This window comes from Geodermatophilaceae bacterium NBWT11, assembly GCA_014218215.1.
Lineage (GTDB): Bacteria > Actinomycetota > Actinomycetes > Mycobacteriales > Geodermatophilaceae > Klenkia.
Genome location: CP043652.1, coordinates 1,711,708 through 1,736,650, shown reverse-complemented (window position 1 = coordinate 1,736,650; position 24,943 = coordinate 1,711,708). Strand labels below are relative to the sequence as shown.

The window sequence follows — 24,943 nt, the reverse complement described above, 5'->3', positions numbered from 1 at the left end:
GACCCGACGAGGAACCCCGATGTCCCGACGCACCACCCTGGCCGCCCTCACCGCGGTCACTGCCCTGACCCTGACCGCCTGCGGTGGCGGGTCCGACGAGCCCGCCGCCGAGGGGTCCTCGACCGCCTCCGACGGGGCCTTCCCGGTCACCATCCCGAACGCCTTCGGGGAGACCACGATCGAGTCCGAGCCCCAGCGCGTCGTGGTCACCGGCTACACCGACGTCGACACGGTGCTCGCGCTCGGCGTCACCCCGGTGGCCTTCCAGGAGTTCTCCACCTTCCCCGACGCCACCGTCCCGGGCCTGGGCCCGTGGGCGCAGGACGAGCCGGCCGCCGAGGGCGACATCGAGCTGCTGCCGGTCGCCGAGGTGCCCACCGTCGAGGACGTGCTGGCCCTGGAGCCCGACCTGGTGATCGCGATCGGCAGCGGCATCGAGCAGGAGGAGTACGACCAGCTCTCCCAGCTCGTGCCGGTGCTCGCCCGCCCCGAGGGCTCCGACGCCTTCCTGGTCGGCCGGGACGAGGCCACCACGATGATCGGCGAGGCCCTCGGCAAGGCCGACGAGGCCCAGGCCCTGCTGGAGGACGTCGACGGCTCGCTCACCGAGGCCGCCGACGCCAACCCGCAGTTCGCCGACGCCACGGTGACCATCACCGTCCCGGACACCACCGGCGCCGGTGGCTACGGCGTCTACGTCGCCGGCGACACCCGGGTGGAGTTCTTCCGCAGCCTCGGCTTCGAGCTCACCGACGCCGTGCAGGGGCTGGAGACCGACTCCTTCTTCACCACCGTCTCCGCCGAGGAGTCCCAGCTGCTGGACGCCGACCTGATCGTCGTCCCGGCCCTGTTCGACCTCGAGGAGACCCGCGCCCAGCTCGAGGCCGACCCGGTCTTCTCCGCCATCCCGGCGGTCGCCGCGGGCCGGGTGCTGTACCTCGACCCGTCCGCCGAGGGTGGTGCGATCTCCTACAACGACGTGCTCAGCGTGCCGTTCGCGCTCGACGCGCTGCTGCCCCAGCTGCAGGAGCAGTTCCCGGGCTGACCCGCCTCCGCACCTGCTGACGACGCCCCCTCCCGCCCTGCCGGAGGGGGCGTCGTTGTGTCACGAAAGGGTTGCTGTGACCGACCTCGGTTTGACCTGTGGGGCCGGTGGGGCGGACGGTGGGGAGTCGGCTCTGCGCCTCTCACCTGGGAGGACGGGCCGGCTCCCTGTCCCCGAGCCCGAACGGAGGGGCGCCGAACCCGTGCGCCACGCCCACCGATGACCACCACACCCAGCACCTCGGGGGGCCCGGCCGACACCGGCGCGCACCCCGCGATCGCCGAGCCACCACCGGCCACCGCCGACGAGAAGGGCCACCTGGACACCGTCGTGTTCGGGGTCGCCGCGGCCATCGCGCTGGCCTTCGTCGCCTGGGGCTTCGCCAGCCCCGCCGGACTCGGGTCCACCAGCGGCAGCGCCCTGTCCTGGATCGAGTCCAACCTCGGTTGGTTCTTCGTGCTGATCGCCTCGGGCTTCGTGGTCTACGTGATCTGGCTGGCCGCGTCCCGCTACGGGAAGATCCCGCTGGGTCGCGACGGCGAGGCGCCGGAGTTCAAGACCGTCTCCTGGATCGCGATGATGTTCAGCGCGGGCATGGGCATCGGCCTGATGTTCTTCGGCGTCAGCGAGCCGCTGTCGCACTACGTCTCCCCGCCGCCGGGCACCGTGGAGGCCGAGACCCCCGACGCCGTCTCCACCGCCATGGCCACGACGCTGTTCCACTGGTCGTTGCACCCGTGGGCCATCTACGCCGTCGTCGGGCTCGCGATCGCCTACGGCACCTTCCGCCGTGGCCGCAAGCAGCTGATCAGCGCCGCCTTCGCCCCGCTGTTCGGGGAGAAGCGCACCAGCGGCCCGGCCGGCAAGGTCATCGACGTCCTCGCCATCTTCGCCACGCTGTTCGGCTCCGCCGCCTCCCTGGGCCTCGGCGCCCTGCAGATCGGCTCCGGCGTGCAGATCCTCGGCTGGGCCGGCGACGTCGGCAACGGCCTGCTCGTCGTCATCATCGCCGTGCTGACCATGGCCTTCGTCGCCTCGGCGGTCTCCGGCATCTCGCGCGGCATCCAGTGGCTGTCCAACACCAACATGGTGCTGGCGCTGACCCTGGCCGTCTTCGTGTTCGTGGTCGGCCCGACCGTGCTGATCCTCAACCTGATCCCGGGCGCGATCGGCAGCTACTTCTCCGACCTCGGTGAGATGGCCGCCCGCACCGAGGCCTCCGGCGGGGACGCCATGGCCACCTGGCTGCAGGGCTGGACGGTCTTCTACTGGGCCTGGTGGATCAGCTGGACGCCGTTCGTCGGTCTGTTCATCGCCCGCATCTCCCGGGGCCGCACCATCCGCCAGTTCGTCACCGGCGTGCTGCTCGTGCCCAGCGTCGTGAGCCTGGTCTGGTTCGCGATCTTCGGCGGGGCCGGGATCGCCGCCCAGCAGAGCGGGGTCGACGTCGCCGGGCAGTCCACCAGCGAGGGGCAGCTCTTCGGCGTCCTCCAGCAGTACCCGCTGGCCAGCGTGGCCACGGTGCTGGTGATGGTCCTGGTGGCGATCTTCTTCGTCTCCGGTGCCGACGCCGCCTCGATCGTGATGGGCTCGCTCTCCCAGCGCGGCACCCTGGAGCCCTCCCGCTGGGTGGTCGTCTTCTGGGGCGTCGTCATGGGCGCTGTCGCGGCGATCATGCTGCTGGTGGGCGGGGACGAGGCCCTCACCGGCCTGCAGAACCTGACCATCATCGCGGCGCTGCCGTTCGCCATCGTCATGGTCGGCCTGGCGTTCTCCCTGGCCAAGGACCTGCGCAGCGACCCGATGGTGCTGCGCAGCACCGTCGCCGAGGAGGCGGTCGAGCAGGCCGTCGTGCACGGCCTCACCACGCACGGCGACGACTTCGTCATCTCGGTGCGGCACGCACCCGACGAGGACGGCGACGGCGTGGCCGACGGCCCGACCCCGGCCCGCACCGCAGCCGACCGGCGTCGGGACGGCGAGAACACCATCGCCGACGTGGGTTCGCCCATCCCGGTGCGGGAGCCGATGGGCGCCGGCCGCCCGCAGGAACCCCGGGACTAGGGAAGGACCTCGGTGCCCCCCACGGCACGCTCCGCGCGCCGCGGGGCCCTGCACCGAGGCCGTTCCAGCACGTCACCTGGCCCCGTCTCCCTCCGGGAGGCGGGGCCTCGTGGTGTCGGTGAGGATGGCTGCATGATCTTCATCGCCGTGAAGTTCCCGGTCCGCCCCGACAAGGTCGAGGAGTGGGAGCGGGTCACCGCCGAGTTCACCGCCGCCGTCCGGGCCGAGCCCGGCAACGTCTTCTTCGAGTGGTCGCGCAGCCTCGAGGAGGAGAACACCTGGGTGCTGCTGGAGTCCTTCCGGGACGGCGCCGCCGGGGAGGCCCACGTGGCCGAGCCGCACTTCCAGAAGGCCATCGACGAGATGTCCTACCTGGTCACCGACACCCCGAAGATCATCAACGTCGAGGTGCCGCAGGACGACTGGGGCGCCATGGGCGAGGTCGCCCCGCGCAGCTGAGTCCTCCGCTCAGCGCAGGCGGCGGACCGGCACCACCATCGGGGTGCCCGAGACCGGGTCCTCGATGACCCGGGCCTCGAGGTCGAACACCTCGTCGAGCAGCTGCTCGGTGAGCACCTCGGCGGGGGTGCCGGAGGCCACCAGCACGCCGTCCTTCATGGCCACCAGCCGCTGGGCGTAGCGCGCCGCCAGGTTCAGGTCGTGCAGCACGACGGCCACGGTGCGGCCGCGCTCGGCGTGCAGCCGGGCGACCAGCTCCAGCACGTCGATCTGATGGGAGAGATCGAGGTAGGTGGTGGGCTCGTCGAGCAGCAGCAGGTCGGTGCCCTGGGCCAGGGCCATCGAGATCCAGGCCCGCTGCCGCTGACCACCGGAGAGCGCGTCGACCGGGCGGTCGGCCAGGTCGAGCATGTCGGTCCAGCGGAGCGCCTCGGCGACCACGGCCTCGTCGTCCCGGGACCACTGGCGCAGCCAGGACTGGTGCGGGTGCCGGCCGCGGGCGACCAGGTCGGCCACGGTCAGGCCCTCGGGGGCGATGGGGGTCTGCGGGAGCAGGCCGAGCACCCGGGCGACGTCGCGGGTGGGGGTCTTGGCGATCGGCTTGCCGTCGAGCACCACCTGGCCCGACGTGGGGCGCAGCAACCGGCCCAGGGCGCGCAGCAGGGTGGACTTGCCGCAGCCGTTGGGGCCCACGATGGCGGTGAACGACCCGTCGACCAGGTCCAGGTCCAGGGAGTCCACGACGACGTTCTCGCCGTAGGCCAGCCGCACCTGCTCGGCCGCCAGCCGCACCCGGGGCGTGGCCTCGGTGCCGAGTTCGGGGTGTGCCAGGACAGCGGTCATGGTCGGTCCCTCCTTCACGTGATGCTGCGGCGGCCGCGGACGAGCAGCCAGAGCAGGTAGGGCGCCCCGATGACGGCGGTGACGATGCCGACGGGGAGCGCGACGGGGAGCACGGTGCGGGCGAGTAGGTCGGCGCCGACCACGAGCAGGGCGCCGAGCAGGCCCGAGGCCAGCAGCGGCGGGCGGGAGCCCCCGGCCAGCCGGACGGCGACCTGGGGGACGACGAGGGCGACGAACTGGACCGGCCCGGCCGCGGCGACGGCGGCCGCGGCGAGGCACACGGCGACCAGGACGACGGTGGCCTGGGCGCGGCCGACCCGGATGCCCAGGGCACGGGCGGTGTCCTCGCCGAACTGCAGCACGCCGAGCACCCGGGAGAGCGCGAGCGCGACCGGCACGAGGACCAGCAGCGCCAGCGCCAGCGGCCAGGCCTGGTCCCAGGTGCGGGCGTTGAGCGAGCCGGTCAGCCACACGGTGGCCGCGGCGGCGTCGGTGATGTCGGAGCGGGTGAGCAGCCAGTCGACGACCGCGTAGCCCACCGCGCCCAGGCCGATGCCGACCAGCACCAGGCGGTAGCCGTCCACGCCCTTGTTCCAGGCCAGCACGAAGATGAGCAGGGCGGTGAGCAGCGCGCCGATCAGCGCGGCCACCTGGAGGCCGAGTCCGCCGAGCAGGCCCGCCGCGGCGCTCGACCCGCCCCCCAGCACGATCACCGCGACCGCGGCGGCCGAGGCGCCGGCGTTGATGCCCAGGGTGTCGGGGCTGGCCAGCGGGTTGCGGGCGAAGGTCTGGATGAGCGCGCCGGACAGGCCCAGGGCCAGGCCGACGAGGGCCCCCACGACGATCCGCGGGGCGCGCAGCTCGGTGATGATGAACTGCTGGGTCTGGTCGCCGGCACCCACGAGCGTGCGCAGCACGTCGAGCAGCCCGATCGGGTAGTCGCCGCGGCCGATGCTGACCGCGCTGACCAGCACCAGGGCGATCGCGGCGACCACCGGCAGCAGCAGCTGCCGGGTGCGGACGACGCCCGACAGTGGCCCGATGCGGACGGTGCGCCGCTTGTCCACGTGCTGCGGGGTGGAGCGCGTGGTGATCGAGCCGCCGGCGGTCACAGGCCCACCAGCCGCTTGCGACGGACCAGCGCGATGAAGAACGGCGCGCCGACCAGGGCGAGCACGATGCCCACCTGCAGCTCCCCGGGCCGGACGACGATGCGCCCCACGACGTCGGCGGTCAGCAGCAGGACCACGCCGAGTAGCGCGGAGTACGGGATCAACCAGCGGTGGTCGGGGCCGGTGAGGGCGCGGGCGACGTGCGGGACGACGAGGCCGACGAAGCCGATCGGGCCGCAGGCCGCGGTGGCCGCGCCGGTGAGCAGGGTGATCGAGGCGATGCCGACGACCCGGGCGAGCAGGACGTTCTGGCCCAGGCCGCGGGCGACGTCCTCGCCCAGCCCGAGCAGGTTGAGCGCGGGCGCGTTGACCACCGCGAGCACCAGCCCGACGACGATGAACGGCAGCACCTGCCAGGCGATCGAGGCGTCCCGGCCGGCCAGCGACCCCACCACCCAGAAGCGGAAGCTGTCCAGGGTCTGGCTGTCGCTGACCAGCACGGCGCGCACCAGCGCGTAGAGCAGGGCCGACAGCGCGGCTCCCGCCAGCGCCAGGCTGACCGGGGTGGCCCCGCCCCGGCCGCTGGAGCCGATGGCGAACACCGCGACCGAGCCGGCCAGCGCGCCGCCGAAGGCGAACCAGACGTACCCGGCGGGGGTGGTCACGCCCAGCACGAAGATGGCCAGGACGACGGCGGCCGAGGCGCCGGCAGCGACCCCGAGCAGACCGGGGTCGCCGAGCGGGTTGCGGGTGTGGCCCTGCATGAGGGCACCGGCGACGCCGAGGGACAGTCCGACCAGGATGCCGAGCAGCGTGCGGGGCACCCGGAGCTCGCGGATCACCACGGCCTCGTCGCCGGGGAAGCCGTTGTCGGTGAGGGCCTGCCAGACGGTGCCGAGCCCGATCGCGCGGGTGCCGACGGCGATGCTGAGTCCGCACACCACGACGGTGAGCGCGAGCAGCAGCCAGAGCCCGCCGATGCGGGTGGCCGCGCCGTGCAGCAGGCCGCGGCTGCGCTGGTCGTCGGCGGCGGAGTCACCGGGGGTGCCCTCCGCCGCGGCAGGGACGACAGCGCGCTGGGGCACGGGCGTCTCCTGGGGGCGGGGGCTGGACACACGGCCCCACGGGACCATGATCGGTTAGGCTCACCTTACCGCTGCGGTCGCGCCCCCGGTCAACCCGGGTGTGGCCGCTCTCACGGTCTCAGCGGGAATCGAGCTGGTCAGGCCCGGCGCAGTCCGGCCACGACGAGGGCGGCCAGTTCGGCGTAGGCCGCGGCGTCGTCCAGGCCCGTCTCGGTGGTGATGGTCCCCGCGTGGATCGCCCCCATGACCTGGGCGACGGCCGCGCCCACGAACGAGGCGTGCACCGGCCGGATCGTGCCGGCCGCGACGCCCTCGCTGACCAGCTGCTGCACCCGCCGGGCCGCCGTCCGGGTGTTGCGGGCGTAGACCTCGGCCGCCGGCGGGAACGCGGCCAGGTCGGTGAAGAACGCCGGCCCGGCCGGACGCAGCTGCTCGCTGACCGCCAGCAGGTAGGCCTCGATCCGCTCCCGGTGGTCGACCGGGTCGGCGGCGCGGGACTCCACGGCCTGCGTGGCCCGGGCGAAGAACCGCCGGACGACGGCGACGACCAGCTGCTCCTTGCTCCCGGCGACGGCGTAGAGGGTGCTCTTGGAGCAGTGCAGCCGGCGGGCCAGCTCGTCGAGGGTGAAGGAGGCGAACCCCTCGGCGAGGAACAGGTCGACCAGCTCGTCGAGGAGGGCCTCCCGACGGGCCGGGCCGCGGGTGGCAGCTCTGGCCGTGGTCACGTCGTCCAGGCTATCTTCCGTACTGAACGCCGTCCTGCAGTACCGATGAGAGGTCCCGTCATGCCGGTCCAGCGTCTGGTCCCCACCCAGGAGGCAGCCGACCTCCTCGAGCTCACCCGCGAGCTGGCCCGCGAGGAGCTGGCGCCGAAGGTGGTCGCCGCCGAGGCCGACGAGGTCTTCCCGCGCGAGGCGTTCCGCACCCTGGGCCGCGCCGGCCTGCTGGGCCTGCCCTACGCCGAGGAGTTCGGCGGCGGCGCGCAGCCCTACGAGGTCTACCTGCAGGTGCTGGAGGAGATCAGCGCGGTCTGGGCGGGTGTGGGCGTCGGGGTGAGCGTGCACGGGCTGTCCTGCTTCGGGCTGGTCACCCAGGGCACCGACGAGCAGAAGCAGCGGCTGCTGCCCGACATGCTGGGCGGGGAGCTGCTGGGTGCCTACTGCCTCTCCGAGCCGCACGCCGGCTCCGACCCGGCCGCGATGCGCACCACCGCCGTCCGCGACGGGGACGACTACGTGCTGACCGGGGAGAAGGCCTGGGTCACCCACGGCGGCGAGGCCGACTTCTACAAGGTCATGGCGCGGACGTCGGACCACCGCTCGCGAGGCATCTCCTGCTTCCTGGTCCCGGCCGACAGCGACGGTCTGGTCGCCGACCCGCCGGAGCGGAAGATGGGCCTCACCGCCCAGGCGACGGCGACCATGCGTTTCGAGGGCGTCCGGGTGTCCGCCGACCGCCGGCTCGGCGAGGAGGGCATGGGCCTGCCCATCGCCCTCGCCGGTCTGGACGCCGGGCGGCTGGGCATCGCCGCGGTCGCCGTGGGCCTGGCCCAGGGCGCGCTGGACGACGCGCTGGCCTACGCGAAGGAGCGGGAGACCTTCGGCGTCCCGATCATCGAGCACCAGGGCCTGGCGTTCCTGCTGGCCGACATGGCCGCCGCGGTCGAGTCCGCCCGGGCGATGACGCTGCACGCCGCGCGGCTCAAGGACGCCGGTCTGCCCTACTCCCAGCAGGCCTCGATCGCCAAGCTGGTGGCCACCGACAACGCGATGAAGGTGACCACCGACGCCGTCCAGGTGCTCGGCGGTTTCGGCTACACCCGGGACTTCCCGGTCGAGCGCTACATGCGCGAGGCCAAGGTCATGCAGATCTTCGAGGGCACCAACCAGATCCAGCGGCTGGTGATCAGCCGGGCGCTGGCCAAGGGCGGCGCGGTCTCCACGGCGGTCTCCCCGGCCGAGTTCGCCCTGGCCTGAGGGGTGCGGGCGGGCCTACCGTCACCGCCATGTGTCGCAACATCCGGGTCCTGCACAACCTCGCGCCGGCCACGACGCCCGACGAGGTCGACGCCGCCGCGCTGCAGTTCGTCCGCAAGGTGAGTGGGTCGGTCAAGCCCTCCCAGGCCAACCAGGAGGTCTTCGACCGGGCGGTGGCCGAGATCGCGCACGCCACCCGGCACCTGCTGGAGGACCTGCGGACGACGGCGCCCCCACGCGACCGCGAGGTCCTCGCCGCCCGAGCCCGCGAGAAGGCCGCCGCCCGTTACCCCCGCTGACGAGAAAGGCGCTTCGTGCGAGTGCAAGAAGCGCCTTTCTCGTCAGTTCCTCAGTCGTTGAAGACGATGACGCCGCGGATGTTCTTGCCGGCGTGCATGTCCTCGTAGGCCTCGGTGACCTGGTCCAGCGTGTACTCCTTGGTGATCAGCTCGTCGAGCTTCAGCTGACCGGCCTGGTACATGCGCAGCAGCTTCGGGATGTCCGAGTGCGGCGACTGGCCGCCGATGATCGCGCCCTGCAGCCGCTTCTGCATGAGGGTCAGGTCGAACATCGAGATCGGGGCCATGTCGGTCATCGCGCCGAGGCCGGTGGCCACGACGGTGCCGCCCTTGCGGATGGACGCCAGGCCCTGGGCGGGGTGCTCGGGCTTGAGCACGCCCACGGTGATCAGGGTGACGTCGGCGCCCTGGCCCTGGGTGATCGACTGGGCGTAGGCGGTGGCCTGGTCCATGTCCTCGAAGACGTCGGTGGCGCCGAACTCCTGCGCCATCTCGCGCTTGAAGGGGGTCGGGTCGACGGCGATGATGCTGGTCGCGCCGGCGTGCTTGGCGCCCTGGACGGCGTTGATGCCGATGCCGCCGATGCCCATGACGATGACGACGTCACCGGGCTTGACCTGGCCGGCCTCGACCGCGGTGCCCCAGCCGGTCGGGACGCCACAGCCGACGAGCGCGGCGGACTTGAGCGGGATGTCTTTGTCGATCTTGATGACCGAGGCGACGTCGGCGGTCGTGTACTCGGAGAAGGTCGAGATGCCGCACATCTGGCCGACGTTCTCGCCGTCGAGCTTCATCCGGAAGTCCGTCGGGTCGTTGGCCCGGGAGCCGACGAGCAGGTTGGCGCCGGTGTCGCAGAGGTTGAAGTCACCGCGGGTACAGGCCTGGCACTTGCCGCACGACGGGACGAAGGAGAAGACGACGTGGTCGCCCTCCTCGTAGCCGGGGGTGTCCGGGCCGACCTTGGTGATGACGCCGGAACCCTCGTGGCCGCCGCAGAAGGGGTACGTGGCGACCTGGAGGTCACCGGTCTGCAGGTGGTCGTCCGAGTGGCACAGACCCGAGGCGGCCAGCTTGACCTGGACCTCGCCCCTGCGGGGGTCGTCGAGCTCGACGGTGACGGTCTCGTAGTGGCCGGGGGACTCGCGGATGATCGAGGCGCGGGTGGTGGTGGGCATCGTTGCTCAGCTCTCCTGTGGATCGGCGGCACTGGCACCCGGTGTCAGGTGTCGGTGTGACCATAAACGCATGCGTTGACATCGCGGTGACCGCGGTCACTGGGAATCTGCCGTGCGTCCGCGACCGTGTCCAGAGGGGACCGCGCCGACCGTGGCCGGCGCGGCCGCGCCCTCACTCGTAGACGACGATGCCGCGGATGTTCGTGCCGGCGTGCATGTCGCGGTAGCCCTGGGCGACCTCGTCGAGGGTGTACTCCTTCGTGATCAGCTCCTCGAGCTTGAGCTGACCCGCCTGGTACATGCGCAGCAGCCGCGGGATGACGTCGTGCGGGCTGTTGCCGCCGTAGATCGCACCCTGGATGCGCTTCTGCATCATCACCATCTCGAACGGCGAGACCGGGATGCCGACCTCGGCCATCTTGCCCACACCGGTGAGGACGACGGTCCCGCCCTTGCGGATGGCGGCGACGGCCTGGCCGACGTGCTCGCCGGTCGTGACGCCGACGGTCACGATCGCGGAGTCCGCCCCCTGGCCCTCGGTGATCGACTGGGCGAACGTGGTGGCCTCGGCGATGTCGGCGAAGGAGTGGGTGGCCCCGAACTCCTGGGCCTTCTCCCGCTTGAAGGGGACCGGGTCGACGGCGATGACGGTGGTCGCCCCGGCGTGCCGGGCACCCTGGACCGCGTTGATGCCGATGCCGCCGACGCCCATCACGATCACGGTGTGACCGGGCTCGATGCCGGCCATGTTGGTGGCCGAGCCCCACCCGGTGGGCACCCCGCACCCGACCAGGGCGGCCTCCTTGAGCGGGATGTCCTTGGGGATCCTCACGACCGAGTCGACGTGCGCGGTCGTGTACTCGGCGAAGGTGGAGATGCCCGCCATCTGCCCGACGTCCTCGCCGTCCAGGTGCATGCGGAAGCTGCTGACGTCGTCCGCGCGGGAGCCGACCAGGGTGTTGGCGCCGGTGTCGCAGAGGTTGAACTGACCCCGCGAGCAGGCCGCGCACTTCCCGCACGCGGGCAGGAACGAGAAGACGACGTGGTCGCCGACCTCGTAGCCCGGGGTGTGCGGGCCGACGGCGGTGACCACACCGGCCCCCTCGTGCCCGCCGCACATCGGGTAGTGCCCCAGGACCATGTCGCCGGTCTGCAGGTGGTCGTCGGAGTGGCACAGGCCCGAGGCGGTCAGCTTGACCGTGACCTCGTTCTGGCGGGGGTCGTCGAGCTCGAGCTCGACGGTCTCGTACTCACCGGGGGACTGCCGGATGATCGCTGCGCGGGTGCGGATGGGCATCGTCGCTCACCTTCGGTCGGGGACGTGGCACCGAGTGCCAGTACCGAGACCGTAGAGGTCAGTGGTGACCCGTGTCACTCCCCGCTGGGATCGTTCTCAGAGCCCACCGGCCACCCGGACCACCGTGCCCGTGACGTAGCCGGCCTGCGGCCCCAGGAGCCAGACGACGGCCGGGGCGATCTCGTCGGGCTCCCCGGCGCGGCCCATCGGCACCCGGGCGGTCACCCGGTCCAGCCGGCCCGGGTCGCCGGCGCCGGCGTGGATGTCGGTGCGCACCAGCCCCGGCGCGACGCCGTTCACCCGCACGCCCGCCGTGGCCAGCTCCTTCGCCAGCCCGACGACCAGGGCGTCCACGCCGGCCTTGGCCGCCGCGTAGTGCACGTACTCGTGCGCGGAGCCCAGCGTCGCCGCCGCCGAGGAGACCGCCGCGATCGAGCCGCCGGCGCCACCCCGGTCGGTGCTCATCAGCTGGGCTGCCCGCCGGCAGCAGAGCACCACCCCGAGCAGGTTCACGTCCAGCACGGTGCGGACGACGTCCACCGGGGTGTCGGCCAGGTCGCCGAGGTGGGCGGTCAGCCCCGCGTTGGCCACCAGGCCGGTGACCGGGCCGAGGTCGGTGCCGAACAGCCGGTCGACGTCCGCCGGGACCGTGACGTCGGCCTGCACGGCCAACGCCCGGACGCCCACGGATGTCGCGTCGTCGACGACCCGCGCTGCGGCGTCCGCGTCGGCGCGGTAGCCCACGACGACGTCGTGCCCGGCCCGGGCGAGCGCGGCGACCGTGGCCGCCCCGATCCCGCGGGAGCCGCCGGTGACGACGGTGACGGGCCGCTGGGGGGTGTCCACGAGGCCATGCTGCCCGCCCCACCCCCGGCAGGGGATGCCCTGCACCCAGGGTGGAGGTCCGGGCGTGGGTGCAGGGCTTCCCCTGCCGGGCGTGGGGGGAGGATGCGGACGCACGACGGCCCCGGTCCGTGGGGACCGGGGCCGTCGTCTTGCGGGAGCTGCTTACGCGGGCTGCATGGCCCCCAGGACGGCGAGGACGTCGTCCTGCGTGCGGGCGGCCGACAGCTGGGCGACCTGGGCGTCGTCGGTGAAGACCTCCGCGATCCGGCCGAGCAGCTTGAGGTGGTCGTCGCCCGCGCCGGCGATGCCGATCACGAACTCGACCTGCTTGCCGTTCCAGTCGACGCCCTGCGGGAAGCGGACGAAGGAGATCGCCGTCCGCTTGATCGAGGGCTTGGCCTCGTTCGTCCCGTGCGGGATGGCCAGCAGGTTGCCCATGTAGGTCGACACCGAGGTCTCCCGCTCGTGCATGGCCCGCACGTAGGAGGCGTCGACGGCGCCGGCGGCGACCAGCAGCTGACCGGCCTGCTCGATCGCCGCGGACTTGTCGCCCGAGGCGTCCAGCACGATCGACTCACGGGCCAGCAGCCCGCTGTCGACCCCGCCGGCCGAGGTCGCGGCGGCGGCAGTGCCGGCACCGGCGCCGTTCTGCTGCTGGAGCAGCTCGACGATCTCGTCGTAGCGCGGGCTGGCCATGAAGTTCTCGACCGACACGTGGGTGGCCGAGGGGGTCTTCTGCCGGGCGCGGGCGGTGAGGTCCTGGTGGGTGACGACGAGGTCGGCGTCGTCGGTCAGGTTGGAGATGGCCTTGTTCACCACGGTGACGTCGGTGAACCCGGCGCCGTGCACCTTCTTGCGGAGCACCGAGGCGCCCATGGCCGAGGAGCCCATGCCGGCGTCGCAGGCGAACACGATCGAGTGGATCGGGCCCGAGGGGGCGCCGGCACCGGAGCCGCCGAGCATCCCGGAGACCGAGGACTTCTTGCCCTTGTTGGCCTCCATCTGCGCGGTGGCCGCCGACAGGTCGCCGTCCCCGCTCTTGTCGATCTTCAGCAGGAAGGCCGCCACGAGGAACGAGACACCGGCCGCGACGACCACCGAGGCCGTGACGCCCAGCAGGCTGCTCGGCGGGGAGGACGCCCAGACGGCGATGATCGAGCCGGGCGAGGCCGGGGAGCGCAGGCCCGAGCCGAAGGCCAGGTTGGTGGCCACACCGGCCATGCCGCCGAGGATCACAGCGGCGACGAGTTTCGGCTTGGCCAGCACGTACGGGAAGTAGATCTCGTGGATGCCGCCGACGAACTGGATGAGGATCGCGCCGGGGGCCGAGGCCTTGGCGGCACCGCGACCGAAGAGCGCGAAGGCGATCAGCAGGCCCAGGCCAGGGCCGGGGTTGGCCTCGAGCAGGAAGAGGATCGACTGGCCCGTGCTGGCCGCCTCGTTGGTGCCCAGCGGGGTCAGGATGCCCTGGTTGATCGCGTTGTTCAGGAACAGGATCTTCGCCGGCTCGATGAAGATCGAGGTCAGCGGCAGCAGGTTCCGCTCGACCAGGAAGTCCACGACGTTGCCGGCGGCGGTGCTGAAGGCGCTGACGAACGGACCGGCGATGACGAAGCCGATGACGGCGAGGAAACCGCCCCAGATGCCGGCGGAGAAGTTGTTGACCAGCATCTCGAAGCCGGGGCGGATCTTGTGCGACCACAGGGCGTCGAGCTTCCGCATCGACCAGCCGCCCAGCGGGCCCATGATCATCGCGCCCAGGAACATGGGCGTGCCGCTGGCGCCGGCGATGGCACCCATGGTGGCGATGGCACCGACCACCCCGCCGCGGAGGCTGTCGTTGTACATCATCCGGCCGCCGGTGTACCCGATGAGCAGCGGCAGGAGGTACGTGATCATCGGGCTGACGATCCCGGTGCCCTCGTGCATCGGGGTGCCGTCGGCGTTGGCCCACGCGCCGAGCTGGGAGACGAAGCCGTAGCCGCCCTCGTAGCCGAGCGCGTCGCCGATCAGCTTGATCCAGCCGGTCTGGATGAACAGGGCGGTGATGAGGCCCCAGGCGATGAACGCCCCGATGTTGGGCAACACCATGTTCGACAGGAAGGTGCCGAACCGCTGGACGTGCAGCCGGGCCCCCCCGCGGGGTGCTGCCTCTGTGGTGCTGGCCATGTCGTGCCTTCCTCCGTGGAGGTCCTCGGAGGCCGCTGTCGGCGGGGTGTTCCGGGGCCTGCTCAGTGATGGGTGACAGACCCTGTGATGGCAGTCACGGATCTGTGTATGCGTTTGTATCCTGGCGCACAGCGCGCGTCAAGGACCTAGAGTCAGACTCGTTCGGTCCTGAACGGAGACACTCGGGCCCTCTCGGGCGTCATTCCGGCCCGGCGACCGGCCTGGGACCGCAGCTAGGGTGACCACAGACACATCTCGGTGTGGACATGTGTGGTCCAGCTGCCCGTCCCCGCCCCTCATCCAGCCCTGTGGAGGACACCATGAAGGCCCTGCGGTTCTACGCCCCCGAAGACGTCCGCCTCGAGGACGTGCCGGAGCCCGTGTGCGGTCCGGACGAGGTCAAGATCGCGGTGAAGAACTGCTCGACCTGTGGCACCGACGTCAAGATCTTCCACAACGGCCACCAGAACCTGACCCCGCCGCGCACCATCGGTCACGAGATCGCCGGCGAGGTCGTCGAGGTCGGCGCCGACGTCAACAGCACGTACGGCAGCAGCTGGGCCCCCGGTGACCGCGTGCAGGTCATCGCCGCGGTGCCGTGCGGTGAGTGCCACGAGTGCCGCAAGGGCTGGATGGCCGTCTGCCAGAACCAGACCTCGGTCGGCTACCAGTACGACGGTGGCTTCGCCGAGTTCATGATCGTGCCCAAGCAGGTGCTCAAGGTCGACGGGCTCAACCGGATCCCGGACAACGTCGGCTACGACGAGGCCTCGGCCGCCGAGCCCTTCGCCTGTGCCATCAACGCCCAGGAGCTGCTGGACATCGAGGAGGGCGACACCCTCGTCGTCTTCGGTGCCGGCCCCATCGGCTGCATGCACATCCGCATCGCCCGCGGCGTGCACAAGGTGGGCAAGGTCTTCCTCGTCGACGTCAACGCCGAGCGGCTGCAGATGTCGGCCGACGCCGTCCAGCCCGACGAGACGATCAACGGCGCCGAGGTCGACGTCGTCGAGCGGGTCATGGAGCTGACCGGCGGCCGCGGTGCCGACGTCGTCATCACCGCCACCGCCGCGAACATCACGCAGGAGCAGGCCATCGCGATGGCGGCCCGCAACGGCCGGATCTCCTTCTTCGGTGGTCTGCCCAAGACCAACCCGACGATCACCTGCGACTCCAACGTCGTGCACTACCGCCAGCTGCACATCCACGGCGCCAACGGATCCGCCCCCGAGCACAACAAGCGGGCGCTGGAGTACATCTCCACCGGCCAGGTGCCGGTCAAGGACCTGATCACCGCCCGGCTCCCCCTGGAGCGCGCGCTGGAGGCCTTCGACATCGTCAAGGCCGGCTCGGCCATCAAGGTCACCGTCGAGCCGTAGGCCCCCCAGAACGCAGAAGGCGCCCTTCCCGGGATCCCGGGAAGGGCGCCTTCTGCGTTCCTCAGTGGCGGATGCCGGCCTGCTTCATCAGCGGCAGGATGTCGTCGTTGAAGATCTCGAGCTCTTCCTTGTAGTCGATGAGCCCCATGATCATCCCGTCCATGCCGGCCTCGTTGAGCTTCACCAGCTCCTCGGTGACCTGCTCCGGGGTGCCGACGATCGGGTAGCCGCCCCAGCCGGCGATGAAGCGCTCCTGGTACTCCTTCACCACGTGGTCGAAGGACTGCGAGGCACCCGAGCCGGCGATCTTGATGACGTTGCCGGCGGCGCCCCAGTCGCCCTCGTCCACGACGTTCTGGAACGCGGCCTTGGCCTCGGCCTCGGTGTCCCGGCAGACGATCAGCCCGTAGGTCATCGTCTGGATGTCGCGGGAGTACTCGCTCTTGGCCTTCTCCTTGAGGGAGGACGTGTACGTCTTCACGTTCTCCAGGGTGTCCAGGGAGGCGAAGTTGACGTCGACGTTGCGGGCGGAGAACTCGATGCCCGAGGCGGAGTTGCCGGCGTTCACCAGCGCCGGGCGGGGGCCCTGCACGGGCTTGGGGTAGGCCTCGACGTCCCGGCCGTAGAAGAACTCGCCGTCCACGTCGAAGCTGCCGGTCTCCGACCACAGCTTGAACGCGTAGTCGATCCACTCCTGGCCGAAGGCGTAGCGGCGGTCGTGCTCGCGCTGCGAGCCGCCGAACATCTCCATCTCCGGGGTCACCCAGCCCATGACCAGGTTGAGGGCGAACCGGCCACCGGAGATGTGGTCGATCGTGGTGGCCTGCTTGGCCGAGACGATCGGGTGCATCGTGGGCAGGTGGCTCGTCGCGGCGATGGCGATGTGCTCGGTGGCCTCGGCCAGGCCGGCGGCCCAGGTGTAGGTCTCGAAGCAGTTGCCGTTGAAGTTCGTCGAGCCGCCGAAGCCCTTCCAGCGCGCGACCGGGATGAGGGCCTCGAAGCCCATCTGGTCGGCGCGCTGGGCGATCGCCTTGGTGTGCTCCCAGGTGACCTCGTAGCTGCTGGCCGCGTGGCTCATGATCAGCCCGAAGGAGCAGTTGGTGCCGAACAGGCCCAGCTTCATCTTCTGGTCGTTGAACAGCGGGTTGGTCTTCTGCCGGTCGGCCAGCGGGCCGGTCTCGTTGGCCGGGCGCGGGTCGGTGGGGGCCAGGCCCAGGCGGACGTTGGCGGTCTCGGTCGGACGGTCGTCGGTGGTCGTCACGGGAGGCTCCTCGAGGTCGGCGGGCCGGGTCTTCGGTGTGCCCTGGGCCACGTCTCGCCGACGACGCTAGGTCCGCCGGAGGGCCCTCGACAGCCGCGCAGCGCACCCCTCCGGCCGCTCGGCGCAGACCTGCCCACCCCCTGACGAAGGAACCTCCACACCCCCCATCGGCGCTGATGGGGGGTGCAGAGGTTCCTTTGTCAGGGGGTGGGTCAGACTCCGGCGACGGGGAGGTCGACGACGGCGGACAGGTGCGGGCCGAGGTGGCCCATCCGCTCCCGCTTGGTGCGCAGGTACCGCACGTTGTGCGCGGTCTCCACGGTGGGGAGGGCGACCCGGCCGGTGATGGTGAGGCCGTAGCCGTCGAGGCCGCCGTACTTGGCGGGGTTGTTGGTGATCAGACGGATGCGGGTGGCGCCGAGGTCGCCGAGGATCTGGGCGCCGACGCCGTAGGAACGGCTGTCGACGGGCAGGCCCTGGGCGGTGTTGGCGTCCACGGTGTCCAGGCCCTGCTCCTGCAGGGCGTAGGCGCGGATCTTGTGTCCGAGGCCGATGCCGCGGCCCTCGTGGCCGCGCAGGTAGACCACCGCGCCGGCGCCTTCGGCGGCGATCGCGGCCAGCGCCTGTTCCAGCTGCCCGCCACAGTCACAGCGCAGCGAGCCGAGGATGTCCCCGGTGAGGCACTCGGAGTGCACCCGCACCAGGGCGCCCTCGGTCGTCCGGGAGGCTGCGGCGAGGTCGCCCATCACCAGGGCGAGGTGTTCGGTGCCGTCGAGGGTGTTGCGGTAGGCGGTGGCGCGGAAGTCCCCGAACTCCGTCGGCATGGCGGAGGTGCCGACGACCTCGACGAGGCGCTCGGTGGCCCGGCGGTGCCGGACGAGGTCGGCGATCGCCAGCACCGGCAGCCCGTGCTCCTCGGCGAACGCGGTGAGCGAGGCACCGGCGCGCATGGAGCCGTCCTCGTCGACGATCTCCCCGATCACGCCGACGCCGGAGAGCCCGGCCATGGTGGTGAGGTCGACGGCGGCCTCGGTGTGCCCGGCCCGCACCAGCACCCCGCCGGCGCGGGCGATGAGCGGGAACACGTGCCCGGGACGACGCAGCTGCGCGGGCGTGGTGGCCGCCGAGGCCAGCGCCTGGACGGTGGTGGCGCGGTCGGCGGCCGAGACGCCGGTGGAGGTGTCCAGGGCGTCGACGGTGATCGTGAACGCGGTGCCGTGGGCGTCGGTGTTGTCGGTGACCATCAGCGGCAGCTGCAGCTCGGTGGCTCGAGCAGCGGGCATCGGGGCGCAGACGATGCCGGTGGTGTGCCGGACGAGGAACGCCATCTGCTCGACCGTGCACAGCTCGGCGGCGAGGATGAGGTCGCCCTCGTTCTCCCGGTCCTCGTCGTCGACGACGATCACCATGCCGCCGGCGGCGATCGCTGCGACGGCGGTCTGCACGGCCTCGGTGGGTGTCCTGCGGGTCATGCCGTGGCCTCCAGTGCGGCGTGGGTGCCGAACACCCTCGAGTGGTAGGTCAGCGGCGCACCGTCGGCGGTGTCGGCGGCCAGCACGGTGCCCAGTGCCACGACGTGGTCCCCGCCCTCGACCAGGGAGGCCACCTCGCAGGCCAGCCAGCCCGGCGCCCCGGGCAACCGGGGCAGGCCCTGGTCGGGCACCCAGTCGACGCTGGCGAACTTGTCGGTGCCCTTGCGGGCGAAGGACAGTGCCAGCGCCGACTGGGTGGACCCGAGCACGTTGACCCCGAACCGGCCGGTGTCCCGGACCAGGGTCAGCAGGTCCGACCCCCGGTCCAGGGACACCAGCACCATCGGCGGGTCCATCGACAACGAGGCGAAGGCCGAGACCGTCGTCCCGTGCGGGACGCCGTCGGCCGACACCGCGGTCACCACCGACACCGGGGTCGCGACCCCGGACATCACCTCACGGAACTGCTCGGCCAGCACGGCTCAGCCCAGCTGGAAGGGGTCGCGGGTGCCGCCGGTGAGCTCGATGAACACCGACTTGTTCTCGGTGTACTCGTTGATCGCCTCGACGCCGTTCTCCCGGCCGATGCCGGAGTTGCCGAACCCGCCGAAGGGCATGTTCGGGGCCACCACGCGGTAGGCGTTGACCCAGACGGTGCCGGCGCGGAGCTTGGCGGCGACCCGGTGCGCGCGGTGCACGTCCTTGGTCCACACCGCCCCGGCCAGGCCGTAGGGGGTGTCGTTGGCCAGCTTCAGCGCCTCGTCCTCCTCGGTGAAGGTGTAGGCGGCGAGCACCGGCCCGAACACCTCCTCGCGGACGATGGTGTTCTCCGGACCGACGTTGGTGACCACGGTGGGCTTGACGAAGAGCCCGCCGAGCTCGGCCGAGGGCTCCCCGCCGCAGGCGAAGGTCGCGCCCTCGGCAGCGGCGCCCTGCAGGTAGCCCAGCACCTTCTCGTACTGCGGGCGGTTGGCGACCGGGCCCATCTCGGTGTCGGCGTCGTTGGGGTCGCCGAGCTTGATCGCGTTCGCCCGGGCGGCGACCTTCTCGATCAGGGCGTCGTGCACGTCGGCGTGCACGATCAGCCGGGAGCCGGCCATGCAGGTCTGCCCGGTGGCGGCGAACACGCCGGCGACCAGGCCGTTCGCGGCGGCGTCGAGGTCGGCGTCGGCGAACACGATCTGCGGGCTCTTGCCACCCAGCTCCAGGGTGACCCGGTTCAGGTTGGTCACCGCGGCCTTGGCCACGGCGGCCCCGGTGGCGGTGGACCCGGTGAAGGCGACCTTGTCGATGCCGGTGTGCGAGGCCAGCGCCTCGCCGGTGGAGCGGTCCCAGCCGGTGACGACGTTGATGACGCCGGCGGGCAGCCCGGCCTCGGTGAGGATCTCGGCGAAGGCCACGGTGGAGGCCGGTGCGTGCTCCGAGGGCTTGACCACGCAGGTGTTGCCGGCGGCCAGGAGCGGCGCGAGCTTGAAGGTCAGCAGCAGCAGCGGGGAGTTCCACGGGGTGATGCAGCCGACGACGCCGACCGGCTCCCGCGTGGTGTACGCGAAGTAGTTCTGGTTCACCGGGGGCACGGTGCGGCCCTCGATCTTGTCGGCCAGGCCGGAGAAGTACCAGTACCACTGGGGCAGGCCCTTGAGCTGGCCGAGCATCTCGCGCATCAGCTTGCCGGAGTCGTTGACCTCCAGCTGGGCCAGCCGCTCGGCGTTCGCCAGGATCGCGTCGCCGCACTTCCGCAGGATCGCGGCGCGCTGGAAGCCCGACATCTGGCCCCACTCGCCGTCGAAGGCGGCGCGGGCCGAGGCGACGGCCAGGTCGACGTCCTCGGGGGAGCCGTCGGCGAGGGTCGCCCACGGCTGGCCGGTGTAGGGGTTCTGCGACTCGAAGGTCTTCCCCGAGCGGGCGTCGACGGTCTCGCCGCCGATGAACAGGCCGAAGCGCTCGAGGTCGGTGGGGGTTGCGGTCGTCATCGACTGCTCCTTGTCGTCAGGGTGCGGGGTCATCAGGTCAGACCTGGGGTTCCAGTGCCTGGAGTGCGGGGGAGGCGAGGACGGCGGTCGTGAGGTCGACCAGGGCCCGGCCGTGCGAGGCAGCCAGCTCGGCGGCCTCGGCGGTCAGCTCGGTGCCCTCGAAGTGCGGGTGGGTGAGCACCAGCCCCGGGCTGAGCACCTGGCAGCCGTAGAACCCGGCCAGCAGGCTGCGCAGCGAGTCCTGGGCCAGGTAGTGCTCGGGGGCGTTGTTCGTCATCACGATCGCCGCCGTCGTCCGGGCGAGGTGGGCCGTGGTCTCGGTGGCGTACCGGCCGCGCTCGGCGGACTCGAACAGGCTGCGGAGCAGGCTGGAGAACGACGCCCGGTAGGTGGGGCTGCCGAACACGACCGCGTCCGCGGCCTCCATGGCGTCCAGCACGGTGGGGACGTCGGTGTCGGCGAGGCTGAGCCTGCGGGTCTCGGCGCCGGTGCACCCGGCCAGCAGGCCCGCGACGGCGGCGTCGGTCCGGCCGCCCGCCGTCGGGCTGCCCACGATCCCGAGCACCTTCACCGGAACTCCCCCCGCGGGCGGCTGGTGCCACCGGCCCGGAACAGCGAGCTGGGCAGGGCGTGCCCGACCGCGTCCTCGGTGACCGCGGCCGCGGTGAGGACGGCGTCCAGGTCGATGCCGGTCTCCACGCCGGAGTCGGCCAGCCAGTAGACGAGCTCCTCGGTGGCGATGTTGCCGCTGGCGCCGGGGGCGAACGGGCAGCCGCCGAGCCCGCCGACCGAGGCGTCGAGCTGGGTCACCCCGGCGAGGACGGCGGCCAGCGCGTTGGCCTGGCCGGTGCCGCGGGTGTCGTGGAAGTGCGCGCCCAGCGGCAGCCCGGGCGCGGCGTCCCGGACGGCGTCGAGCAGGTCGACGGTGCGCCGGGGCGTGACCGTGCCGATGGTGTCGCCCAGGCACAGCTGGTCGGCGCCCTGGGCCACCGCGGACCGGACGACGTCCAGCACCCGGGACGGATCGGTCCGTCCGTCGAAGGGGCAGTCCCACGCCGTCGCCACGATCACCTCGAGCGACCCGCCGGCGCCGTGCGAGACCTCGGCGATCGCGCCGACCGCCTCGACGGCCTCCGCGGTGGGCCGCCCGGCGTTGGCCCGGGAGTGGCTGTCGGCGGCGCTGACCACGTACTCCAGGTGCGGGATCCCGGCGTCGACCGCGCGCTGGGCGCCGCGCAGGTTGGCCACCAGCGCGGAGAAGTGCACCCCGGGGAAGCGGTGCAGCTGCGCGGCGAGCTCGTCGGCGTCGGCCAGTGCCGGCACGGCCTTGGGCGACACGAACGAGGTGACCTCGATGCGCTGGACCCCGGTGGCCACGAGGGCCTCCAGCATCGCGACCTTGGCCGCCAGCGGGATCGGCGCCTCGATCTGCAGACCGTCGCGCAGCCCCACCTCGCGGACGTCGACGTTCCTGGGCAGCTCCACGTCAGACCACTCCCTGCTCGGCCAGCTCGGTGAGGTCGTCGGCGGTGAGCCCGAGCAGCTCGCCGTAGACCTCGGTGTTGTGGCTGCCCGGCCGCGGCGGGCCGGCCCAGCGGACCGTGCCCGGGGTCTCGGACAGCTGCGGGGTGATGCCGGGGCCGAGCACGTCGGCACCGACGCCCAGGTCGTGGTGGGCGACGAGCATGTCCCGGGCGGCGAACTGCTCGTCGGCCACGACGTCGGCGATGGTGGCGACCGGTCCGACGACGACACCGGCGGTCGAGCAGCGGGCCACCACGTCGTCCGGCGGGAGCTCCCTGGCCCACGCACCGATCAGCGCGTCGAGCTCGTCCTGGTTGCGGGCCCGCGCGGTGTGCGTGGCGTACCGCTCGTCGTCGGCGAGCTCGGGGCGGTCCATCGCCGCGCACAGCCGCCGGAACAGGGTGTCCTGGTTCGCCGCGATGATCACGAAGGTGCCGTCGGCGGTCTCGTAGCTGTTGGACGGCGCGATGGCGTCCAGCCGGGTGCCGCTGGGCTGGCGGACGTGCCCGGCGCGCGAGTAGTCGGCGACCATCGACTCGGTCACCGCGAGGCAGGAGTCGGTGAGGGCGGCGTCGACCACCTGCCCGCGGCCGGTGCGGCCCCGGGCGACCAGCGCGGTGAGGATGCCCTGGCAGGCGAACATGCCGGCCAGCGAGTCGCCCAGCGACAGCGCCATCCGCACCGGCGGCTGGCCGGGGAAGCCGGTCACGTAGCGCATCCCGGCGCGGGCCTCGGCGACGCTGGCGTACCCGGGCTGGGCGGCCATCGGGCCGGTCTGGCCGTAGCCGGAGACCCGGGCGAGCACCAGGCCGGGGTTGGCCGCGCTCAGCCGGTCGTAGCCCAGGCCCCAGCGCTCCAGCGTGCCGGGCCGGAAGCTCTCCACCACCACGTCGGCGTCGGCGGCCAGACCCAGGAAGAGCTCCTGGCCGCGCTCGGAGCGCAGGTCCAGGGTGATGCAGCGCTTGTTGCGGGCGTGCACGGTCCAGAAGAAGCCGCGGCCGTCCTCGTGCACCTGGCCCCAGGTGCGCAGCGGGTCGGGGCGGTCCGGGGCCTCGATCTTGACCACGTCGGCCCCCTGGTCGCCGAGCAGCCGCCCGGCGAAGGGACCGGCGATGAGCGTGCCGATCTCGAGCACGCGGATGCCGTCCAGGGCACCGGTCACGGGGACTGCTCCTCACGTCGTCGTGCGGGGTCGGGTCCGACGGTAGGCAGTCCGGGGGACGCCGACCATCCGCCGTCGGCGGACCTCCATCCGCACAGCGCAGCCTGGCCCCGCGGGTCTGGACCGCACATGTGTTGCGCCCTACCTTTCTCCGCAGACGCCGGGCACCGCAGCCCGGCCGACGACAGGGAGAGTCATGTCCGACCTGGTAGCAGAGCAGTCCCGGATCGCCGACCGGACGCTCACCGCCGTCGAGGAGCTGTTGCGCACCATCGACGACGGCGACCTGCACGTCGCCGACCCCGGCGGTGGCTGGACCGGCGCGACCGTGGTCAGCCACATGACCCTGGCCGGGTTGTTGTGGGTGGCCGACATCGCCCGCCTGCAGGCCGACCCCGAGCTGGACTTCTTCTACCGCGAGGAGATCGGCCACGACACGATCGGCGCGATCCCGCCGACCGCCGCCGAGGCCGCGGACAAGATCGCCTCGCTGCGCCGCACGATGCTCTCGACGATGCCGAACCACACCCCGGAGATCCTCGAGCGGTCGGTGGAGATCACCACGCTGGGCCGGATGACGGTCGCCGAGTGGCTGCCGATCATCGTCGGGCACGTCGTGCACCACCGCGACCAGCTGCACGCCGTCCTCAGGTCCCGGGGCAAGCTGCCCGAGCGCTTCGAGGTGCCCGAGGGCCACACGGGCGAGAACGCCTGATGCGCGCCGTCGTCCTCACCGGGGTCGGCCAGGTCGAGGTCCAGGACCGCCCGGACCCCACCGCCGACCCGCTGCACGTGGTCGTGCACGTCGACGTCGCCTCGCTCTGCGGCACCGACGCCCACCAGTACGAGGGCCGGATCGACTCGCCCTTCCCGCGGGTGCCCGGGCACGACTTCGCCGGGACCGTGGTCTCGGTGGGCGAGGGGGTGGACGAGGGGCTCATCGGCCGCCAGTTCGCCGTCAAGCCCTCGCTGCCGTGCGGGCAGTGCGCCGCGTGCGTCGACGGCCCCTCGCTGGACTGCCCGAACAAGAAGCTCATCGGGCTGTGGAGCGACGGCTGCTTCGCCGAGCTCGTCGCCGTCCCGCGGGTCAACCTGGTGCCGATCCCCGAGGGCGTGCCGATCTGGGGCGCGGCGCTGCTGGAGCCCTTCGCCGTCGCGCTGAACTGCATCGACCGGCTGCAGATCAAGCTGGGCGACTCCGTGCTGGTGCTCGGCCAGGGCCCGATCGGCCTGGCCGTGGCCCGGTTCGCCGCGCTCTCGGGCGCCGGCCGGCTCACCGTGACCGACGTCCGGGACGAGGTCTTCGAGGTCTCCCGGGCGTTCGGGGCCACCGACTGCCTGGACAGCCGCACCGACGGCCTGGTCGAGCGGGTGCTGGAGATGCACGGCGGGCGCGGCGCCGACATCGTCGTGGAGACCTCGGGTGCGCCCGCGGCCTCGGCGTCGGTCATCGACCTGGTGCGCAAGGAGGGCAAGGCCTCCTTCATCGGCTACGCCAACGACCTCCCGGGCATCCCCGTCGTCCCGATGATGCTCAAGACGGCCACCGTCTTCGGCATCGGCGGCAACGGCGGGCGCGGGCAGTACGAGCGGTCGCTGGAGCTCATCCGGGCCGGCCGGGTCGACCTCTCCCCGCTGGTCACCCACCGCTTCTCCCTCGAGGACGCCCCGGAGGCCTTCGAGGTCGCCAGCACCAAGCGCGACGGCGCGATCAAGGTCCTCCTGGAGCCCTGAGGGGGACCGCCCGCACCCAGGCAGGGGAAGCCCTGCACACACCACCGGGGTCCACGGGTGTGTGCGGG

The 24,943-nt window shown here is 72.2% G+C and carries 23 protein-coding genes; 8 read left to right on the top strand and 15 right to left on the bottom strand.

All coding sequences use genetic code 11. The features are described from left to right. Positions 1-19 precede the first annotated feature (19 nt). From F1C76_08310 to F1C76_08300, 3 genes are all read left to right on the top strand, one after another. A complete protein-coding gene (locus F1C76_08310; GenBank protein QNG36594.1) occupies positions 20-1,045 on the top strand; it encodes an iron-siderophore ABC transporter substrate-binding protein in 1,026 nt (341 codons plus the stop codon). Between the two features lie 219 nt (positions 1,046-1,264). Further along, a complete protein-coding gene (locus F1C76_08305; GenBank protein QNG36593.1) occupies positions 1,265-3,109 on the top strand; it encodes a BCCT family transporter in 1,845 nt (614 codons plus the stop codon). A 132-nt stretch (positions 3,110-3,241) separates the two neighbouring features. Beyond that, complete coding sequence (locus F1C76_08300) at positions 3,242-3,568, top strand: antibiotic biosynthesis monooxygenase (protein QNG36592.1); 327 nt, start codon at positions 3,242-3,244, stop codon at positions 3,566-3,568. A 9-nt stretch (positions 3,569-3,577) separates the two neighbouring features. Here F1C76_08300 and F1C76_08295 read toward each other — a convergent pair whose 3' ends face one another. The 4 genes from F1C76_08295 to F1C76_08280 form a co-directional block, all read right to left on the bottom strand. Then, a complete protein-coding gene (locus tag F1C76_08295) occupies positions 3,578-4,411 on the bottom strand; it encodes an ABC transporter ATP-binding protein (protein QNG36591.1) in 834 nt (277 codons plus the stop codon). A gap of 14 nt (positions 4,412-4,425) precedes the next feature. Then, complete coding sequence (locus tag F1C76_08290; GenBank protein ID QNG39103.1) at positions 4,426-5,505, bottom strand: iron chelate uptake ABC transporter family permease subunit; 1,080 nt, start codon at positions 5,503-5,505, stop codon at positions 4,426-4,428. 14 nt (positions 5,506-5,519) lie between these two features. After that, positions 5,520-6,656 carry an iron ABC transporter permease gene (locus tag F1C76_08285; GenBank protein ID QNG36590.1) on the bottom strand — a complete coding sequence of 379 codons (1,137 nt, stop codon included), beginning with the start codon at positions 6,654-6,656 and terminating at the stop codon, positions 5,520-5,522. 89 nt (positions 6,657-6,745) lie between these two features. Further along, positions 6,746-7,333 (bottom strand): TetR/AcrR family transcriptional regulator, encoded by a 588-nt coding sequence (locus F1C76_08280; GenBank protein ID QNG36589.1) that lies wholly within the window; start codon positions 7,331-7,333, stop codon positions 6,746-6,748. A 60-nt stretch (positions 7,334-7,393) separates the two neighbouring features. On the opposite strand from F1C76_08280, the gene F1C76_08275 reads away from it, so the two are divergent. Both F1C76_08275 and F1C76_08270 read left to right on the top strand, forming a co-directional pair. Next, on the top strand, positions 7,394-8,584 hold the full coding sequence (locus F1C76_08275) for an acyl-CoA dehydrogenase (GenBank protein QNG36588.1): 1,191 nt from the start codon (positions 7,394-7,396) through the stop codon (positions 8,582-8,584). 29 nt (positions 8,585-8,613) lie between these two features. Continuing rightward, positions 8,614-8,883, top strand: a complete 270-nt coding sequence (locus F1C76_08270; protein ID QNG36587.1) for a DUF2277 domain-containing protein — start codon at positions 8,614-8,616, stop codon at positions 8,881-8,883. 50 nt (positions 8,884-8,933) lie between these two features. On the opposite strand, the gene F1C76_08265 is transcribed toward F1C76_08270, so the two are convergent. The 4 genes from F1C76_08265 to F1C76_08250 all read right to left on the bottom strand — a co-directional run bounded on the left by F1C76_08265 (position 8,934) and on the right by F1C76_08250 (position 14,370). Continuing rightward, positions 8,934-10,058 (bottom strand): NDMA-dependent alcohol dehydrogenase, encoded by a 1,125-nt coding sequence (locus F1C76_08265; GenBank protein ID QNG36586.1) that lies wholly within the window; start codon positions 10,056-10,058, stop codon positions 8,934-8,936. A 172-nt stretch (positions 10,059-10,230) separates the two neighbouring features. Then, on the bottom strand, positions 10,231-11,355 hold the full coding sequence (locus F1C76_08260; GenBank protein ID QNG36585.1) for an NDMA-dependent alcohol dehydrogenase: 1,125 nt from the start codon (positions 11,353-11,355) through the stop codon (positions 10,231-10,233). A 96-nt stretch (positions 11,356-11,451) separates the two neighbouring features. After that, positions 11,452-12,201 carry an SDR family oxidoreductase gene (locus tag F1C76_08255; protein ID QNG36584.1) on the bottom strand — a complete coding sequence of 250 codons (750 nt, stop codon included), beginning with the start codon at positions 12,199-12,201 and terminating at the stop codon, positions 11,452-11,454. Positions 12,202-12,363: 162 nt separating this feature from the next. Continuing rightward, complete coding sequence (locus F1C76_08250; GenBank protein QNG36583.1) at positions 12,364-14,370, bottom strand: PTS mannitol transporter subunit IICBA; 2,007 nt, start codon at positions 14,368-14,370, stop codon at positions 12,364-12,366. A gap of 320 nt (positions 14,371-14,690) precedes the next feature. Here F1C76_08250 and F1C76_08245 point away from each other — a divergent pair, with 320 nt between their 5' ends. Continuing rightward, complete coding sequence (locus tag F1C76_08245) at positions 14,691-15,749, top strand: alcohol dehydrogenase catalytic domain-containing protein (protein ID QNG36582.1); 1,059 nt, start codon at positions 14,691-14,693, stop codon at positions 15,747-15,749. A 61-nt stretch (positions 15,750-15,810) separates the two neighbouring features. Here the strand turns inward: F1C76_08245 and F1C76_08240 are convergent, their stop codons facing one another. The 7 genes from F1C76_08240 to F1C76_08210 all read right to left on the bottom strand — a co-directional run bounded on the left by F1C76_08240 (position 15,811) and on the right by F1C76_08210 (position 23,141). Next, a complete protein-coding gene (locus F1C76_08240; protein QNG36581.1) occupies positions 15,811-17,010 on the bottom strand; it encodes an LLM class flavin-dependent oxidoreductase in 1,200 nt (399 codons plus the stop codon). A gap of 212 nt (positions 17,011-17,222) precedes the next feature. Beyond that, on the bottom strand, positions 17,223-18,482 hold the full coding sequence (locus tag F1C76_08235) for a bifunctional 3,4-dihydroxy-2-butanone-4-phosphate synthase/GTP cyclohydrolase II (GenBank protein QNG36580.1): 1,260 nt from the start codon (positions 18,480-18,482) through the stop codon (positions 17,223-17,225). Continuing rightward, positions 18,479-18,934, bottom strand: a complete 456-nt coding sequence (locus F1C76_08230) for a flavin reductase family protein (GenBank protein QNG39102.1) — start codon at positions 18,932-18,934, stop codon at positions 18,479-18,481. The genes F1C76_08235 and F1C76_08230 overlap by 4 nt, the downstream gene beginning before the upstream one ends. Before the next feature lie 30 nt (positions 18,935-18,964). Next, on the bottom strand, positions 18,965-20,455 hold the full coding sequence (locus F1C76_08225) for an aldehyde dehydrogenase (GenBank protein QNG36579.1): 1,491 nt from the start codon (positions 20,453-20,455) through the stop codon (positions 18,965-18,967). 37 nt (positions 20,456-20,492) lie between these two features. Then, positions 20,493-21,026 (bottom strand): NAD(P)H-dependent oxidoreductase, encoded by a 534-nt coding sequence (locus F1C76_08220; GenBank protein ID QNG36578.1) that lies wholly within the window; start codon positions 21,024-21,026, stop codon positions 20,493-20,495. After that, positions 21,023-21,940, bottom strand: coding sequence for a hydroxymethylglutaryl-CoA lyase (locus F1C76_08215; GenBank protein ID QNG36577.1), 918 nt, complete (start codon positions 21,938-21,940; stop codon positions 21,023-21,025). The genes F1C76_08220 and F1C76_08215 overlap by 4 nt, the downstream gene beginning before the upstream one ends. Position 21,941: 1 nt before the next feature. Next, positions 21,942-23,141, bottom strand: coding sequence for a CoA transferase (locus tag F1C76_08210; GenBank protein ID QNG36576.1), 1,200 nt, complete (start codon positions 23,139-23,141; stop codon positions 21,942-21,944). A 196-nt stretch (positions 23,142-23,337) separates the two neighbouring features. On the opposite strand from F1C76_08210, the gene F1C76_08205 reads away from it, so the two are divergent. Both F1C76_08205 and F1C76_08200 read left to right on the top strand, forming a co-directional pair. Next, positions 23,338-23,856, top strand: coding sequence for a DinB family protein (locus F1C76_08205; protein QNG36575.1), 519 nt, complete (start codon positions 23,338-23,340; stop codon positions 23,854-23,856). Beyond that, the gene (locus F1C76_08200) at positions 23,856-24,875 is read left to right on the top strand and encodes an alcohol dehydrogenase catalytic domain-containing protein (protein ID QNG36574.1); all 1,020 of its coding nucleotides are present in this window, start codon (positions 23,856-23,858) and stop codon (positions 24,873-24,875) included. Before F1C76_08205 ends, F1C76_08200 begins: the two co-directional genes overlap by 1 nt. The last annotated feature ends 68 nt before the right edge of the window (positions 24,876-24,943 follow it).

What these genes read in the sequence shown, in the direction of transcription:
- F1C76_08275 (QNG36588.1), top strand. Translation starts at nt 7,394, where the DNA reads ATGCCGGTCCAGCGTCTGGTCCCCACCCAGGAGGCAGCCGACCTCCTC.
- F1C76_08250 (QNG36583.1), bottom strand. Translation starts at nt 14,370, where the DNA reads ATGGCCAGCACCACAGAGGCAGCACCCCGCGGGGGGGCCCGGCTGCAC.
- F1C76_08235 (QNG36580.1), bottom strand. Translation starts at nt 18,482, where the DNA reads ATGACCCGCAGGACACCCACCGAGGCCGTGCAGACCGCCGTCGCAGCG.
- F1C76_08295 (QNG36591.1), bottom strand. Translation starts at nt 4,411, where the DNA reads ATGACCGCTGTCCTGGCACACCCCGAACTCGGCACCGAGGCCACGCCC.
- F1C76_08270 (QNG36587.1), top strand. Translation starts at nt 8,614, where the DNA reads ATGTGTCGCAACATCCGGGTCCTGCACAACCTCGCGCCGGCCACGACG.
- F1C76_08225 (QNG36579.1), bottom strand. Translation starts at nt 20,455, where the DNA reads ATGACGACCGCAACCCCCACCGACCTCGAGCGCTTCGGCCTGTTCATC.
- F1C76_08200 (QNG36574.1), top strand. Translation starts at nt 23,856, where the DNA reads ATGCGCGCCGTCGTCCTCACCGGGGTCGGCCAGGTCGAGGTCCAGGAC.
- F1C76_08265 (QNG36586.1), bottom strand. Translation starts at nt 10,058, where the DNA reads ATGCCCACCACCACCCGCGCCTCGATCATCCGCGAGTCCCCCGGCCAC.
- F1C76_08300 (QNG36592.1), top strand. Translation starts at nt 3,242, where the DNA reads ATGATCTTCATCGCCGTGAAGTTCCCGGTCCGCCCCGACAAGGTCGAG.
- F1C76_08260 (QNG36585.1), bottom strand. Translation starts at nt 11,355, where the DNA reads ATGCCCATCCGCACCCGCGCAGCGATCATCCGGCAGTCCCCCGGTGAG.
- F1C76_08305 (QNG36593.1), top strand. Translation starts at nt 1,265, where the DNA reads ATGACCACCACACCCAGCACCTCGGGGGGCCCGGCCGACACCGGCGCG.
- F1C76_08245 (QNG36582.1), top strand. Translation starts at nt 14,691, where the DNA reads ATGAAGGCCCTGCGGTTCTACGCCCCCGAAGACGTCCGCCTCGAGGAC.
- F1C76_08310 (QNG36594.1), top strand. Translation starts at nt 20, where the DNA reads ATGTCCCGACGCACCACCCTGGCCGCCCTCACCGCGGTCACTGCCCTG.
- F1C76_08230 (QNG39102.1), bottom strand. Translation starts at nt 18,934, where the DNA reads ATGTCCGGGGTCGCGACCCCGGTGTCGGTGGTGACCGCGGTGTCGGCC.
- F1C76_08285 (QNG36590.1), bottom strand. Translation starts at nt 6,656, where the DNA reads ATGGTCCCGTGGGGCCGTGTGTCCAGCCCCCGCCCCCAGGAGACGCCC.
- F1C76_08205 (QNG36575.1), top strand. Translation starts at nt 23,338, where the DNA reads ATGTCCGACCTGGTAGCAGAGCAGTCCCGGATCGCCGACCGGACGCTC.